Below are 15,449 nucleotides of genomic sequence, written 5' to 3' on the forward strand. Positions count from 1 at the left end.
TCGTCCTGAGCCAGGATCAAACTCTCCAAAGAATTTGATATAGCTCTTTAAAAATGACGAAGCTTGCGCTTCATTCAAAAATTGTAAAAAATTTTTGCCTCATCGTTCAGTTTTCAAAGTTCGTCTGCCGCTCTTAGCGACTCATTAATAATAGCACCTGCTCTACTATTCGTCAACTATAAAAATAAAATATTTTAAAAGAATAAAAACGTGGTGTGTTTTCGGTCGCCACTATATAGAAGAAACACACCACAGATCATTGGAATGCAATGATTCGAACTTCATCTAAACGAGTCAAATCGTACATTTCTTGCGTCGGTTCAGATATGACAATCGGTTGTTCGACGTTCGGTGTATAGTTACGGATTGTACCTCGAACCCCACTACTCAACAACACGGTTCGACCGACTTCATAAAATCCAAGCAATGTCGCCAAAAGGGTAAGTGCTTCCCCATCGTAAGCTTCATTTTGCCACATATAGAAATATGCCTCTTCCGGTGTCAAAGCGTCTCGAAACGTGCGTGGGGCTGTCAACTGACAAAATCGATCTGCCACAATGAACAGCGGCGAGGCCGGATGGAGCGACCGCTCCTCGAGACGATTCGGAAAGCCAGAACCATCAAGACGCTCATGGTGTTCCGCAACCAACTTACTGACGCGCTGGCGCAGCGTCTGATCTTGAGGCAACATCGCCATCGATACGAGTGGATGTTGATACAATAACTCTCGTTCCATTTTTGTGAAATAACGCATATGCGACCATTTTCGAATTTTTGCGTAGCTGGCGTCTGCAAAATACGAGGCGATGCCGTAGTCGAACTGGAGTCGATGTTCATCCCCCCGATACTTGGACAAGGTCCTTGCAACGAGTGCGCGATAAATCGCATGATGAATGACGTGATTTTTTCGAAGTGGTTGTTTCGTGAAAAATGTAACGATAGCTGATAATGGATAATCACGACGAAACAATTGATGGATAAACTCTAAGGCTTCATAGGGATTCGGAGCAATCCGTTCCTCCCATTGATTATAGTGACGTTCATATTGGAGGATCTTCTCACACAAATCGCGTTCTTCTTCTTGCGTGAAGCGACGACGTTCCACAGGAGCAACTTCAATCGTCTCCACTTTTAAAAACCGAAGCAAGCGTAAATGTTCATTCGTCAGTCTAATGCCAGCCTCTAATGAAGAGACCGATGTTTTTAGGACCATCCCTACGTGAACGTTTGAAATTGCGAGTCGCATGCTCATCCCTCCTGATCGTATGAAAACAGGTCGAACGGAAGCTCCGTTCGACCTGTTTCGCCTTATTCGGTCACTTCAGACGATAGGTCGGTTTCTGGTGCTTCACCATCAAATCCATTCTCCATCTCATCTGCTGATTCCTCTTCTAGCTCATCCTTTTTCAATTTTGCGATGGTCGCTAAGCGATCGCCGTCCTCGATGTTCATGACTTTCACACCGCGCGTACTGCGACCCATTTGTGAAATCGTCTGTGCGTCAATTCGAATGGCGACACCGAGCTCGGTCATGAGCATGATATCGTCGTCCTCATCCACGACTCGCATACCGACGACGGTACCGCGGTCGGTCTTGATTCCGATGATTCCAGAACCACCTCGACCTTGCGTACGGAATTGCTCCATTGCGGTACGTTTTCCGTAACCTTTTTCCGTGATGATCAATACGTCTTGTGTCGGTCGTACGATTTCCATCGAGACAACTTGATCATCGTCCTTTTTCAATCGGATGGCACGAACGCCGCGAGCTGTACGGCCCATCGAACGCACTTCCCCTTCAAGTGGGAAACGAATCGACATCCCTTCACGCGTCACAATCAACATTTCGTCGTCGCTCTTCGCGAGACGAACGGTGACGAGTTCATCGGTGTCATTCAAACTGATGGCACGAAGTCCATTTTTATTGATGCGGGCATACGCCGAGAGCGGTGAACGTTTAACGAGTCCTTGTTTCGTAATGAATACGAGCGACAATTGCTCATCCGCCACTTCCGCTTCCGAGTCTTCAGTGCCATCCTCGACGATGGCCTTGTCCGCCAAGTAACTCTGGAAATCGACCGGAATCATCGTTTCGACTTTCTCGCCTTTATCGACTTGGAGCAAGTTGATAATCGGCATCCCTTTCGCAGTCCGACTCATCTCAGGAATCTCATAGCCTTTCAAGCGGAAGACACGGCCGAAATTCGTAAAGAAGAGAATCGTATCATGCGTAGATGCAGACAAAAGACGTAACACGAAGTCTTCATCGTTCGTGCCCATTCCTTGTTTCCCTCGTCCACCACGGCGTTGCGTACGATATGAGTCACTCGGGATCGACTTGATGTATCCTTCACTCGTAAGTGTGATCATCATGTCACGGACCGGAATCAAATCTTCATCTTCGAGTTCGATGATGTCCGTACGGATTACCGTCCGACGTGGATCGCCGTAACGCTCTTTGATTTCTGTCAACTCGTTGCGGATGATTTGGAGCAAGAGCTCTTCGTCCCCTAAAATGGCACGAAGTTCTTCGATCAAGGCACGAATCTCACGATACTCGCCTTCGATTTTCTCACGCTCAAGTCCAGTCAAACGTTGAAGACGCATGTCGAGAATGGCTTGTGTCTGTTCAGTCGACAATCCAAAACGAGCGATCAACTTCTCGCGAGCCTCGTCACCGGTCCGTGTACTACGGATGATGGCGATGACTTCGTCCAAATGATCGAGTGCCACGCGCAATCCTTCAAGGATGTGAGCACGTGCCTCAGCCTTGTCGAGGTCGAATTGTGTCCGACGACGAACGACTTCTTTTTGGTGCTCGATATAGTAATAAATCGCCTGCTTCAAGTTGAGTGTCTTCGGTCGACCGCCGACGAGGGCGAGCATGTTGACCCCAAACGTCGTTTGCATCGGCGTCTGTTTGTACAAGTTGTTCAAAATGACGCTGGCATTCGCATCGCGGCGTACTTCGATGACGACACGCATCCCGTTACGGTCTGATTCGTCACGAAGGTCGGTGATGCCTTCGATTTTCTTGTCGCGTACCAAATCGGCAATCTTTTCGACGAGGCGCGCTTTGTTCACTTGATACGGGATTTCATGAACGAGAATGCGCTCACGGCCATTTTTCAACACTTCGATCTCAGCTTTGGCACGCATCGTGATCGATCCACGACCCGTCTCATAGGCGCGACGAATTCCGCTACGTCCTAAAATCTCACCAGCTGTCGGGAAATCAGGACCAGGAATATGCTGCATCAACTCAGAAATCGTGATATCCGGATTATGCGTCAATGCAAGCACCCCATCAATCACTTCGTTCAAGTTATGCGGCGGTACGTTCGTGGCCATCCCGACTGCAATCCCGCTCGTCCCGTTGACCAAGAAGTTCGGGAACCGGGCAGGCATGACGACCGGTTCTTTTTCTTCCCCGTCAAAGTTCGGTTGGTAATCGATTGTATTCTTCCCGATATCACGGACGAGTTCCATCGCGATTTTCGACATCCGCGCTTCTGTGTAACGCATCGCTGCCGCCGAGTCACCGTCGACAGAACCAAAGTTTCCGTGGCCATCTACGAGTTCGTAACGGTAACTAAAGTCTTGCGCCATCCGAACCATCGTCTCGTAAACGGCTGAGTCACCGTGTGGGTGATACTTACCGATAACGTCACCGACAACACGCGCCGATTTCTTATGGGGCTTGTCAGCACGAATTCCAAGTTCGTTCATCGCATAAAGAATGCGGCGGTGAACCGGCTTCAAACCGTCTCGTACATCTGGGAGGGCACGTGACACGATTACGCTCATCGCATAGTCCATGAACGAGGTGCGCATCTCTTGGCTAATATTTATATCCTTGATATTTTCTTGTTCTGCCATTCGTTATTGCCTACCCTTCTTTTTAAATATCGAGGTTTTTCACGTAATGCGCATGTGATTGGATGAAGTCACGTCGCGGCTCGACATTGTCACCCATGAGTGTTTCAAAGATCTCATCCGCCTCAATGGCGTCTTGAAGGTCGACACGAAGCATCGAGCGTGTCTCTGGATTCATCGTCGTGCTCCACAGTTGTTCAGGGTCCATCTCACCGAGACCTTTGTAACGCTGTACACTGTAACGAGCATTTTCTGGAAGCTGTTTAATCGCTTCTTGCAGTTCCCGTTCATTTTGGACGTAGGTGACGTCTTTTCCGTGCTTCAAGCCATAAAGTGGCGGTTGCGCGATATACACATAGCCGCTTTCAACGAGCGGACGCATGTAACGGTAGAAGAACGTCAAGAGCAGTGTCCGAATGTGGGCTCCATCGACGTCGGCATCGGTCATGATAATCAATTTATGGTACCGCGCCTTCGCGAGATCGAACTCTTCCGCGATCCCAGTCCCGAGCGCCGTAATAATTGTACGAACTTCTTGGTTGGCTAAAATCTTATCGAGTCTCGCTTTTTCGACGTTGATGATTTTACCTCGAATCGGCAAGATCGCTTGGAAGTGACGATCGCGACCTGATTTTGCAGAGCCACCGGCCGAGTCACCCTCAACGATGTACAATTCAGACTTCGATGCATCTTTCGATGAACAGTCTGCTAGTTTCCCGGGCAATGAACTGACTTCAAGGATTCCTTTTCGGCGAGTCATTTCACGAGCACGTTTCGCTGCAAGACGAGCACGTGCCGCCATTAAACCTTTGTCGACAATCAATCGCCCGACAGACGGGTTCTCAAGCAAGAACTGCTCAAACGTGTCTGTGAAGAGCGAGTCTGTCGCTGTACGAGCGTCAGCGTTGCCGAGCTTTGTCTTCGTTTGACCCTCGAACTGTGGCGATGGGTGTTTGACCGAGACAATCGCCGTCAATCCTTCACGTACGTCATCCCCTGACAAGCTACCATCGGCTTCTTTCATGAGACCGAAGCGTTTTGCATAGTCGTTGATCGAACGAGTGAGTGCCGTTTTGAACCCTGTCTCGTGCGTTCCGCCCTCGTGGGTCGGAATGTTGTTCGTGAATGAATAGATGTTGCTCGCAAATCCTTCGTTGTACTGAAGCGCGATCTCAACTTCAATCCCATCCTTCGTGCCATGTACATAGACAGGCTCATCGTGGATTGAGGCTTTTGAGCGGTTCAAGTGTTCAACGTATGACTTGATTCCGCCCTCGTAATGATAGTTGCGTTCAATCGTCTCATCACTGCGCTCGTCTTTTGCGACGATGCGAAGCCCTTTGTTCAGGAAGGCAAGTTCGCGCAGACGTGTGGCGAGTAAATCAAAGTCGTATTCGAGCGTCTCCTCAAAGATATCGCCGTCCGGGAAGAAACGGACAGTCGTACCCGTCGTATCAGTCGTACCAACGATTTCGAGTTCTCCTTGTGGAACACCGCGTTTGAATGATTGGTAGTAGACGTTGCCGTTACGGCGAACGAACACTTCAAGTTTCGTCGACAAGGCGTTAACGACCGAGGCTCCGACGCCGTGCAGACCGCCTGAGACTTTATATCCGCCACCACCGAATTTACCTCCGGCGTGAAGGACCGTGAAAATGACTTCAACGGCTGGACGTCCCGTTTTCTTTTGAACATCGACCGGGATGCCTCGCCCGTTGTCTTCAACGACGACTGAGTTACCCGGCTCGACCGTGACCGTAATCGTGTCACAGTGTCCCGCGAGTGCTTCGTCAATCGAGTTATCGACGATTTCCCATACTAAGTGATGGAGTCCTCGTGAGCTCGTCGAACCGATATACATCCCCGGGCGTTTGCGAACAGCTTCTAACCCTTCAAGTACTTGAATCTGATCGGCACCATAATCTTGCATTTGTTTTTCGTTTTCGTTACTCATCGGTTTCATTCACCTACTATACATGAATTGGTGTTCATATGGATTGGTCTTACTTCATACAGATTCTGTTTCAACTTCGCCCTGTTTCACGTGAAACACCTTTGCTTGTTGAATCGTTTCGTGAGCGATCCCATCAATATTGGTTGTCGTGATAATCGTTTGGACTTTTTGGCCCATCGTATCGAGCAGATGGGTTTGGCGATGGTCGTCTAATTCAGATAACACGTCATCTAACAAGAGCAGCGGATATTCCCCGACCTCTTCGTGAATCAGTTCAATCTCCGCTAGCTTTAAAGACAAAGCCGCTGTGCGCTGCTGACCTTGCGAACCGAACGTTTGGACATTGCGATTGTTGACGTACAACTCAAAATCATCTCGATGCGGACCAAATAACGTCACACCTCGTCTTCGTTCGTTCTCTCTTATTTTATCAAACTTTCGACGATACGTTTCAAACATCGCATCTTTTGGGTAACGTTCTTTTTGGAATGTATCCGATACGTACTGAATCGTCAGTGTCTCCAAGTTTCGCGTGATGCCGGCGTGAATCGGCCCGGCCCATTTTTCGAGTTGATCGATGAAATGATGGCGCCGTGAAACGATTTTCACCGCAAGTTCAATCATTTGATCGGTGAGTACCTCGAGCAGTGTCTCATCCCCGCCTTTGATTGAGAGCTGTTTCAACAGGGCGTTTCGTTGCTTTAGCGTCTTCAAGTACTGGTTTAATTCATGTAGATAAACAGGACTCACTTGCCCGATCTCCATATCTAAAAACCGACGTCGTCCTTGCGGGCTGCCTTTGACGATGGCGAGGTCTTCTGGTGCGAACAGCACGACGTTGAAGGCCCCGACGTAGTCGCTGAGACGACGTTGTTCGAGATGGTTCAATTTCGCTTTTTTCCCTTTCGGTGAAAACGTGAGCGATTGGACCGTCTCACCGGTCCGTTTATGAATCCGCCCTTCGACCATCGCAGCATCCGCTTCCCAGCCGATCAGTTCACGGTCTTGCGTCGTCCGATGTGACTTCGCGAGCGCAAGTACGTAAATCGATTCGAGTAGATTCGTTTTCCCTTGGGCATTTTCCCCGATGAGAACGTTCGTCTGTTCTGAAAAATCTAGCTCGAGGGTTTCGTAGTTGCGGTAGTTTTGCAATCGGATCGACTTTAAGTGCACGTTAGTTCCCCTCGATTTGGAAGTCTCCGAAGCCTTCGACTTCGATCGTATCCCCATCCCGTAGTTTCCGTCCGCGACGTTGATCGACCTCGCCGTTCACTTTGATCTGAACGTCCTCTAAAAAGAACTTCGCTTGGCCTCCGCTTGAAATAATATCAGCCAACTTCAAAAATTGTCCGAGTGTTACATACTCGGTTGTAATCGACACTTTTTGCATGTCGTCACTTCCTTTCTTTCATACTTAGTACAAAAAATCGCCATACTTATTAGTTTATCGAAAAACGTCGAATAAGGCAAAAACGGGGATGATAAGGTGAAACACCTCATCATCCCCGAATCCGCTCCGTCAGATTTAAGACGTACGGACTGGCAAGATCAACTGAAGGACGCTATCCTGTTCGACCGGACGCAAGATGAACGGTCGCATCGAACCCGTAAACTGGATTTCGATTTCTGAAGCATCAAGCGCACGGAGTGCATCCATCACAAATTTAGAGTTGAATGAAATTTTTAACTCTTCTCCTTCAAGCGACAGGATGCTGACGCGTTCTGACACTTTCCCGACTTCTGGAGAGTGGGACGAAACTTCAACCGTCGTCGCTTCTTCCGCGACAAATTTAATGACGTTGTTGCGATCGGCCCGGGCGAGCAGCGAGGCTCGGTCAATTGCCTGCAAGAAATCTTTAGCGTTCAAACGGACCGCTGTCCGGTATTCTTCCGGAATCAAACGTGATGTGTCCGGGTACGCCCCGTCTAAGAGACGTGAGAAGAACGAGATGTTTTTCATTCGGAATAAAATTTGTTGATCCGTCAAAACAATCTCGACTGGCAATTCTTCGCGGTCGAGCAATTTAGCGAGCTCGTTCAATGAGCGGCCCGGTACGACAACGTTTTGGAACGTCAAATCGTTGTCGGTCTCGAACCGTGCCCGACGGAGGGCTAAACGGTGGCTATCCGTGGCGACACAAGTCAAAAATCCTTTTTCAGCTGAGAAGTTAACCCCTGTAAGAACGGGACGTGTCTCTTGTGCTGATACAGCGAAGCTCGTCTGGCGGATGATTGTCTTCAACAAATCAGCCGGCAAGTAAAAACGACGCTCGCTTGAAAGCTCAGGAAGACGTGGATATTCATCTGGGTCGAGTCCGTTCAAGTGGAATTCGGCTTGTCCTGACTCAATCCGCGTCATAAAGTTTGGAGACACTTCAAGTGTCACTTCATTCGTCGGCAACTTTTTAACAATTTCGCCAAGGAAGCGTGCATTGAGCACGACGCTGCCTGCTCGTTGGATTTGAATGAGTTCGATTCCGCCTTCTTCAATCGGGATTAAGCGTTCGATTGAAATCTCGGTATCACTTCCTGTGAGTGTCAACCCATCGGCATGAGCCTCAAGCTTTAAACCTGTGAGGATTGGAATCGTCGTTCTAGAAGCAACGGCCTTCGATACGTCTTGTACGGCTTGCATGAATACATCTCGCTGAATCGTTAAGTGCATGTGGATAATTCCTCCTAAGTGAACTGAGTCATATAGTTTAATAATAATAGTATTATTTAAGTCATAATAGTAATAAGGGCTGTGGATACTGGGGATAAGTCACTTGAACCACTCGTACTAAGCCATTCTGCCTGTGAATAACATGTGGATAACTATGTGGGTTTATCCACAGGATATCCACAGCGAAACATAAGACGTTAGGACAAAGCCTTCTTTAGTGTCTGAATCGTCTCTTGCATCTCTGGATCATGCTTGAGTAACGTACTAATTTTCTCATGAGCGTGGATAACTGTCGTGTGATCACGTCCGCCGAACTCTTCTCCTATCTTAGGAAGCGAGCTTTCCGTCATCTCACGGGACAAGTACATCGCGATTTGACGAGGGAATGCGAGCGTCTTCGTCCGTTTCTTCGCTTTCAGCTCATCGACTTCAATATTAAAGTGACGACCGACGATCTCTTGAATGTCACGAATGACGATCTTCTTCGCTTCTTGGACCGGCATGATATTGTGCAACGCTTCGGCAGCGACATCCGGATCAATCGGACGACCGACGAGTTTGGCGTAGGCGACGACGCGCGTCAACGCCCCTTCGAGTTCACGAATGTTCGTGTCGATTTGATTGGCGATGTACAGCATGACGTCGTTCGCGATATCAAGCCCTTCTGCTGTCGCCTTCTTACGTAAGATGGCAATCCGCGTTTCGAGGTCAGGCGGTGTGATATCTGTGATAAGACCCCATTCGAACCGCGAACGAAGACGATCTTCGAGCGTCGGGATCTCTTTAGGCGGTCGGTCGCTAGAAATCACAATCTGTTTTTGGTCGTTATGAAGCGCATTGAACGTATGGAAGAACTCTTCCTGCGTCTGCTCTTTACCGGCCAAGAACTGAATGTCATCAATCAAGAGGACATCGATGTTCCGATAACGGTTACGGAACTCTTCGGTCTTATTGTCACGAATCGAGTTGATAAACTCATTTGTGAACTTTTCAGATGATACGTAAGCAATTCGTGCGCCAGGCTTTTGCCCTTTCACGTAATGCCCAATCGCATGCATCAAATGTGTCTTGCCGAGTCCGACTCCCCCATAAATGAAGAGCGGGTTATAGGCGCGGGCCGGAGCTTCTGCCACGGCGAGCGAGGCGGCATGGGCAAACCGGTTTCCGGAGCCGATGACAAATGTCTCGAAAATGTATTTGTCATTCAGTTGTCCGAGGTTCCCTTCCTCTTTTGGCAGTACTGGAAGCGGCTGTTCTTTCATTTCTGTGGCAGCAATCGTTTCTTTCGATCCATCCGCAGGTGCATACTTGTGTGCTTGCGACTCCTCGATAAAATGAATCTCAAGCTTGTTGTTTGTCACTTCTTCAATCGTATCTTGTAACAATGACAAGTACTGACGTTCAAGCCAAGTCACAATGAAACTGGCTGGCGCGGATACGACGAGCGTCGTCCCCATCAACGAAATTCCTTCTGTTGATTTCAACCACATATCAAAGCTGGCTTTTGGCGTTCGTTCCTCTTCTTCAATCAGAGATAAAACATTTCTCCAAATCTCGCGAGCATTCTTCAATGAAAGACCTCCTTTACTCACATGTTGGCGAAACTTATTCACATGATATACACATTCACTATTCTATAGTAGATACTAGGGTTATCCCCAGAGAACAAAAACTGTGGATAACGTTATCCACATGGTGTTGATGTTGGGGATAACAGTTATCCACAGCCTGTGTATATCTTGGAATTGCTAAAAGTTCATCCACAAGTTTGTGCACATTCAGTTTATCAAAATAAAATAGACGTGGCAACGGTTTTTGATATTTATCCACAGACGACCAAAAGAATCCACAGGCAGTTATCCACATGCTGTGTACAGTGTGGATAAACTGTGGATATGTTGTGGATAATTGTTAGTGAGCAAAGTTGTGGTCAGAAAAGTTATACACAAAAGAGGAAGAAGGAATGGAGAAGAATATTTTTTTAAGAGAAGAAAATGAAAAATTAAAAAACGGCATGCTTAATTTGTTGAAAAAGAAGGAGTTATTCACATATAAGTGTGGATAACTCTTGGGATATGTGGATAAAATGGCTTAAGACAGCTGTTTGTAAAAAAGTCACTGTAAGATTGTTAATTCTCGATGTTACTTAACGCTTCCGTTTCTTCTAAATCGTGCCATCCAGAGATCGTCTCCCCCTCCCCTGGCAATTGATTTCGCCCTAATGGAAAACCTAACGAAAATTCATTGACAATCTGGGGAACTGTTTATATAATCTTAAAGACTGCCTTAAATGAAACTATAACTTGCTAATAGAGCGTTAACCTTGAGGAGGTGCTTTAACCATGAAACCAACTTTCAATCCTAACAACCGTAAGCGTAAGAAAGTCCACGGATTCCGTGCTCGCATGGCGACTAAAAACGGCCGCAACATTCTTGCAGCTCGCCGTCGTAAAGGCCGCAAAGCCTTGACTGTCTAATAAAGATCATGAGATTGCCCGAGGATTTTTCCTTGGGCAATCTTTTTTTATATCGTCACAGAAGTCACACAAACGGACGGAAAAAGCTGATTCGCCCTCGTTGAAACGAATGGGATATGGTATGATGTTAGTTGACGATTTTTGAAGTGAAGGATGGAGTGAGAATTTTGAAAAAAGAATACCGCCTGCAAAAGAATGAAGAGTTCCAAGCGGTGTTTCGTGAAGGACGCTCCGTGGCCAATCGTCAGTTTGTCGTCTACACGCAAAAAGCGGATCAAGCGCACTTCCGGGTCGGACTTTCGGTCAGTAAAAAGCTTGGAAATGCCGTGGAACGAAACCGGATGAAACGATTGATGCGTGAATCACTTCGCTTGCTCGAACCAAACGTGGCTCCGCACAATTACGTCATCATTGCGCGCAAACCTGCGACGTCCCTTACACAAGATGAAGTGACGGAAAGCTTGAAACACGTCTTTAAACGGGCTAAAGTTTGGAAGCAGAGACAAGTCGATCGATCGTAACAATCCGAGCTCGTTCTTTCATATATAACGCGAACTAATTAGGATTGACCGATAGACGTGTGATGAAACAAAAGAATCGATAAAGAAAGCGTAGGAGGAACTATGAGCAAAAAGCTAAAATTAGGATTGTTGGCCGTCATGACCGGCGTCATCATGTTGATGGCTGGTTGTGTCGACCCATCGACGATCCAAGGAGAGCCGATCACGGCTGAGACGGAAGGCTTCTGGTCGAAATACTTTGTTTGGCCATTGGCATGGTTGTTGAAAGAAGCGGCTTACTTAATCGGTGGGACGTGGCAGTACGGATACTCGATCATCGTTGCGACGATTATCGTTCGTCTCTTGATTTTACCGCTTATGATCAAGCAGACGAAGAGCATGGGTGCGATGCAAGTGTTGCAACCGGAAATGCTCAAGCTTCGTGAGAAGTACAGCTCGAAAGACCAAGAGACGCAACGCAAGCTTCAAGAAGAAATGATGAAGATGTATCAAGAGTATCAAATCAACCCGCTCGCGGGCTGCTTGCCAATCTTGATTCAAATGCCGATCCTCTTCGCGTTCTACGATGCGATCCGTCGGACACCTGAAATCTTTGAAGCGCAGTTCCTTTGGTTCGACCTCGGGGCACCAGATCCGACGTTCATCTTGCCGATTCTCGCGGCAATCTTGACGTTTGCACAGCAAAAAATTTCAATGGCGGGCCAAGAACAAAACCCACAATTGAAAATGATGCTCTACATCTTCCCTGTGATGATCTTCGTCATGTCGATTACCCTTCCGGCTGCCCTCTCGATGTACTGGGTCGTCGGTTACATCATCTCGATCATCGTGACGATGGCAATCATGCTCCCGATGCGTGAGAAGATGAAAGTCCAAGCTGAAGCGAAGATTGCGGCGAAAGAAGCAGAACGTGCCGCGCTTGCTGAAGAAGAGAAGAAGACGAAAAAGAAAAAACGTAAATAAATCCTAAGGCTGTGGATAACCAATCCACAGCCTTTTTTTGTCGCTTCGGATGGATAAGGGCCGAATACGGGAATAAAGGAAGAAGTGGTCTACTTCGTTACATCAGAAAGGGGTCTTTCAAATGGAGACGCTTATCAAGCGGTTGGAACGGTCGACATTCATTCAGGCAGCACTTTATGTCATCATCGGCTTACTCATCATCTTGTATCCACGTTTCTTTTTTGATGCGATCGTCTATGTGGTCGCTGCTTATTTTGCCATCATCGGTCTAATCGCCATCGTTCAAGGGTTGCGCCACAAACGAAACGGCCTCCCACCCGGATTTTTTATGGGAATCATCTATCTATTGATCGCCTTGATCGTCTTTTTCTTCGCCGAGACGTTAGCGAGCCTGCTTCCAATCTTCATCGGTGCCCTCTTCTTGTTCGGAGGGATCATCCGGTTGATTCAAGCCGTCGGATTTCGCCGGACGATCGCCAATCGGTGGATGTACTTCATGCTGAGCAGTCTATTGTGGATTGGGATTGGCCTACTCATGTTGGCGAACCCGTTTGACAGCCTGCTCGTCTTGTTCCAATTGTTCGGTGGTTTTCTCATCGCCGTCGGGGTGATCGAATGGGTGCTCTATTTCACGCTCCGCTCGTCGAGACGTCAGCAAGCATAAACGAAAGCCGCTCACATCAGGAGCGGCTTTTTTCACGGGTGACGAGTTGGTCGAAAAACGGACGAATCACTTCGAACGCAACGGTCGTCTCGAAGAAGGGACGCTCGGCTTCGAGACGGGAGATATACCAGCGAGCGGCTGTCGCATGATGGTCGGGTGTCAACGCTTCATAAAAGGTCCGGATTTCAATCCGCTGCCGGGCGGCCACGTCTTTCAACCCGAGTGCGGCCCGTTCAGGTTCATAGTGAGCGGCGAGCACGTAGGCGAAATGACTCATGCCTTGCCGGAGCATCTCGACGGCCCAGACGTCGTTGCCGCGGTCACGGGCTTTCGTATATTGGAAAAAGAACCAAATCGCATCAAACACGTGTCCGCTCAAATCTTCAACCGATAAAGTGAGCGAACTCGAGTGATATTGCAATCGGTGTTCCGGATCGTACAGCACCGTGATTGTGTCTTGATGGTTCAAGGTGTCCGCCGTCACCGTGAAGAAGTCGAGATGCAAGAAATCATCATAGACGACAATCAGTTGCGGGGCCACGATATCGATTTCGTCCTCGAGCAGAATCGAGCGATATGTGGCTAGATGGTCGCGGCGGCGCGACAAGAACTCATTCAGGCTGTCAGGGGCGACCATGACGTACAAGTCGACATCGGAATGTTCGTCCGCTTCACCACGTCCGAACGATCCTTTCAAGAAAATGGCCTGCACATCCGTGTCGGAGATGAGGCTGTCGGTCAATGTGGCGATGGCATCTTGCTGTCGCATTTCATCACGTCCTCCATGGAAATATATTCCTTTATTGTACTAAAGTAATTCCTTGAAATGCAACCGTTGCTCGAGAGGTCGGACTCTTTCGTTCGAGACAAATATCGTGTATAGTAGGTGCGTTATGCATAAGATAGAGGAAGTAGTAAGAAGTATGGGAGGGAAAGATGATGCTAGAGTTTGACACGATTACGGCGATTTCGACGCCGATGGGTGAAGGGGCAATCGGAATCGTCCGCTTGTCCGGTGACCGCGCCGTCGAGACGGTGGGCCGTGTGTTTTCTGGAAAAGATTTGACGAAAGTGGAGTCACATACGATCCATTACGGAAAATTGAAACGTCCTGGCACGGACGAGGTCGTCGATGAAGTCATGGTGAGCATCATGCGCGCACCGAAGACGTTCACGCGAGAAGACGTCGTCGAAATCAATTGCCACGGAGGAATCGTCGCGGTCAATCGTGTCCTCGAACTGATTCTTGAACAACCGGACATCCGCTTGGCAGAACCGGGCGAGTTCACGAAACGCGCCTTTTTAAATGGACGCATCGATTTGTCGCAAGCCGAGGCCGTCATGGATTTGATTCGTGCCAAAACGGATCGGGCCATGAACGTCGCCATGTCACAAATGGAAGGACGTTTGTCACGGCTTGTCCGCGAGTTGCGTCAATTGTTGCTTGAGACGATTGCGGCGGTCGAGGTCAATATCGACTACCCGGAATACGACGCCGAAGAGATGACCCAGGCCATCGTCGAAGACAAGGCGGGCGAAGTGAAGCGTGTGCTCGAGCAACTGCTTGAGACGGCGCGACAAGGGAAAATCTTGCGGGAAGGTCTCGCGACAGCGATTATCGGTCGGCCGAACGTCGGCAAGTCATCGCTCATGAACACGCTCGTTCAAGAGACGAAAGCGATTGTCACGGAAATCGCCGGCACGACGCGCGATACGATTGAAGAGTATGTGAACGTCAAAGGCGTTCCGCTCAAATTGATTGATACGGCAGGGATTCGGGAGACGGAAGACATCGTCGAGCGGATCGGTGTCGAGAAATCGCGCAAGGCGCTCACGGGCGCGGACTTGATTTTACTCGTCTTGAACGGGCACGAAGGTCTGACTGTCGAGGATGAGGCCTTGTTTGAGGCGATTGCTGGTATGAATGCGATCATCATCATCAATAAGACGGACTTGCCACAAAGTATGGATTCTTCTAAGCTGGAGAAACTAGCGGCAGGTCGCCCGATCGTGGCGACGTCTCTCTTATTAGAAGAGGGAATCGACGCATTGGAGAAGGCGATCTCGAACTTGTTCTTCGCTAAAGGCGTCGAATCACAGGATATGACATATATCTCGAACGCACGACACATTCAACTCATCAAACGGACGATCGAACAAATCGATGAGGCGCTCGGAAGTGCCGTCATGAATTTGCCGATCGATATGGTCCAAATCGATTTACGACGGGCGTGGGACACGCTCGGCGAGATCAACGGGGACACCGTTCAAGAAAGTTTGATTGATCAACTCTTTTCACAGTTTTGTCTTGGGAAATAATAAGGAGGAA

At 48.4% G+C, this 15,449-nt stretch carries 13 protein-coding genes; 5 read left to right on the top strand and 8 right to left on the bottom strand.

The window, feature by feature from the left end:
- Positions 1 to 256: 256 nt before the first annotated feature.
- The 7 genes from KNP60_RS09100 to dnaA all read right to left on the bottom strand — a co-directional run bounded on the left by KNP60_RS09100 (position 257) and on the right by dnaA (position 10,066).
- Positions 257 to 1,246 carry an HD-GYP domain-containing protein gene (locus KNP60_RS09100; RefSeq protein ID WP_034780291.1) on the bottom strand — a complete coding sequence of 330 codons (990 nt, stop codon included), beginning with the start codon at positions 1,244 to 1,246 and terminating at the stop codon, positions 257 to 259.
- 62 nt (positions 1,247 to 1,308) lie between these two features.
- Complete coding sequence (gene gyrA / locus KNP60_RS09105) at positions 1,309 to 3,879, bottom strand: DNA gyrase subunit A (RefSeq protein ID WP_034780292.1); 2,571 nt, start codon at positions 3,877 to 3,879, stop codon at positions 1,309 to 1,311.
- 22 nt (positions 3,880 to 3,901) lie between these two features.
- On the bottom strand, positions 3,902 to 5,830 hold the full coding sequence (gene gyrB, locus KNP60_RS09110) for a DNA topoisomerase (ATP-hydrolyzing) subunit B (protein ID WP_034780293.1): 1,929 nt from the start codon (positions 5,828 to 5,830) through the stop codon (positions 3,902 to 3,904).
- A gap of 54 nt (positions 5,831 to 5,884) precedes the next feature.
- Entirely contained in the window at positions 5,885 to 7,003 is a 1,119-nt protein-coding gene (recF, locus tag KNP60_RS09115; RefSeq protein WP_034780294.1) for a DNA replication/repair protein RecF, read from the bottom strand.
- A gap of 1 nt (position 7,004) precedes the next feature.
- Positions 7,005 to 7,220 (bottom strand): S4 domain-containing protein YaaA, encoded by a 216-nt coding sequence (yaaA, locus tag KNP60_RS09120; protein WP_034780295.1) that lies wholly within the window; start codon positions 7,218 to 7,220, stop codon positions 7,005 to 7,007.
- A 135-nt stretch (positions 7,221 to 7,355) separates the two neighbouring features.
- Complete coding sequence (dnaN, locus tag KNP60_RS09125; RefSeq protein ID WP_034780296.1) at positions 7,356 to 8,495, bottom strand: DNA polymerase III subunit beta; 1,140 nt, start codon at positions 8,493 to 8,495, stop codon at positions 7,356 to 7,358.
- A gap of 197 nt (positions 8,496 to 8,692) precedes the next feature.
- Entirely contained in the window at positions 8,693 to 10,066 is a 1,374-nt protein-coding gene (gene dnaA / locus KNP60_RS09130; RefSeq protein WP_021067847.1) for a chromosomal replication initiator protein DnaA, read from the bottom strand.
- A 771-nt stretch (positions 10,067 to 10,837) separates the two neighbouring features.
- Between dnaA and rpmH the strand changes: the two genes are divergently transcribed.
- The 4 genes from rpmH to KNP60_RS09150 all read left to right on the top strand — a co-directional run bounded on the left by rpmH (position 10,838) and on the right by KNP60_RS09150 (position 13,120).
- Positions 10,838 to 10,972 carry a 50S ribosomal protein L34 gene (gene rpmH / locus KNP60_RS09135; protein WP_015880216.1) on the top strand — a complete coding sequence of 45 codons (135 nt, stop codon included), beginning with the start codon at positions 10,838 to 10,840 and terminating at the stop codon, positions 10,970 to 10,972.
- Between the two features lie 167 nt (positions 10,973 to 11,139).
- Positions 11,140 to 11,493 carry a ribonuclease P protein component gene (gene rnpA / locus KNP60_RS09140; RefSeq protein WP_034780297.1) on the top strand — a complete coding sequence of 118 codons (354 nt, stop codon included), beginning with the start codon at positions 11,140 to 11,142 and terminating at the stop codon, positions 11,491 to 11,493.
- A 102-nt stretch (positions 11,494 to 11,595) separates the two neighbouring features.
- On the top strand, positions 11,596 to 12,456 hold the full coding sequence (gene yidC, locus KNP60_RS09145; RefSeq protein WP_034780298.1) for a membrane protein insertase YidC: 861 nt from the start codon (positions 11,596 to 11,598) through the stop codon (positions 12,454 to 12,456).
- 121 nt (positions 12,457 to 12,577) lie between these two features.
- A complete protein-coding gene (locus KNP60_RS09150; protein ID WP_138860250.1) occupies positions 12,578 to 13,120 on the top strand; it encodes an HdeD family acid-resistance protein in 543 nt (180 codons plus the stop codon).
- A 16-nt stretch (positions 13,121 to 13,136) separates the two neighbouring features.
- Here KNP60_RS09150 and KNP60_RS09155 read toward each other — a convergent pair whose 3' ends face one another.
- A complete protein-coding gene (locus KNP60_RS09155) occupies positions 13,137 to 13,889 on the bottom strand; it encodes a nucleotidyltransferase domain-containing protein (RefSeq protein WP_214797327.1) in 753 nt (250 codons plus the stop codon).
- 170 nt (positions 13,890 to 14,059) lie between these two features.
- Between KNP60_RS09155 and mnmE the strand changes: the two genes are divergently transcribed.
- Positions 14,060 to 15,439 (top strand): tRNA uridine-5-carboxymethylaminomethyl(34) synthesis GTPase MnmE, encoded by a 1,380-nt coding sequence (mnmE, locus tag KNP60_RS09160; protein WP_034780303.1) that lies wholly within the window; start codon positions 14,060 to 14,062, stop codon positions 15,437 to 15,439.
- The last annotated feature ends 10 nt before the right edge of the window (positions 15,440 to 15,449 follow it).

Source organism: Exiguobacterium sp. s5, assembly GCF_018618075.1.
Classification (GTDB): Bacteria; Bacillota; Bacilli; order Exiguobacteriales; family Exiguobacteriaceae; genus Exiguobacterium; species Exiguobacterium mexicanum_A.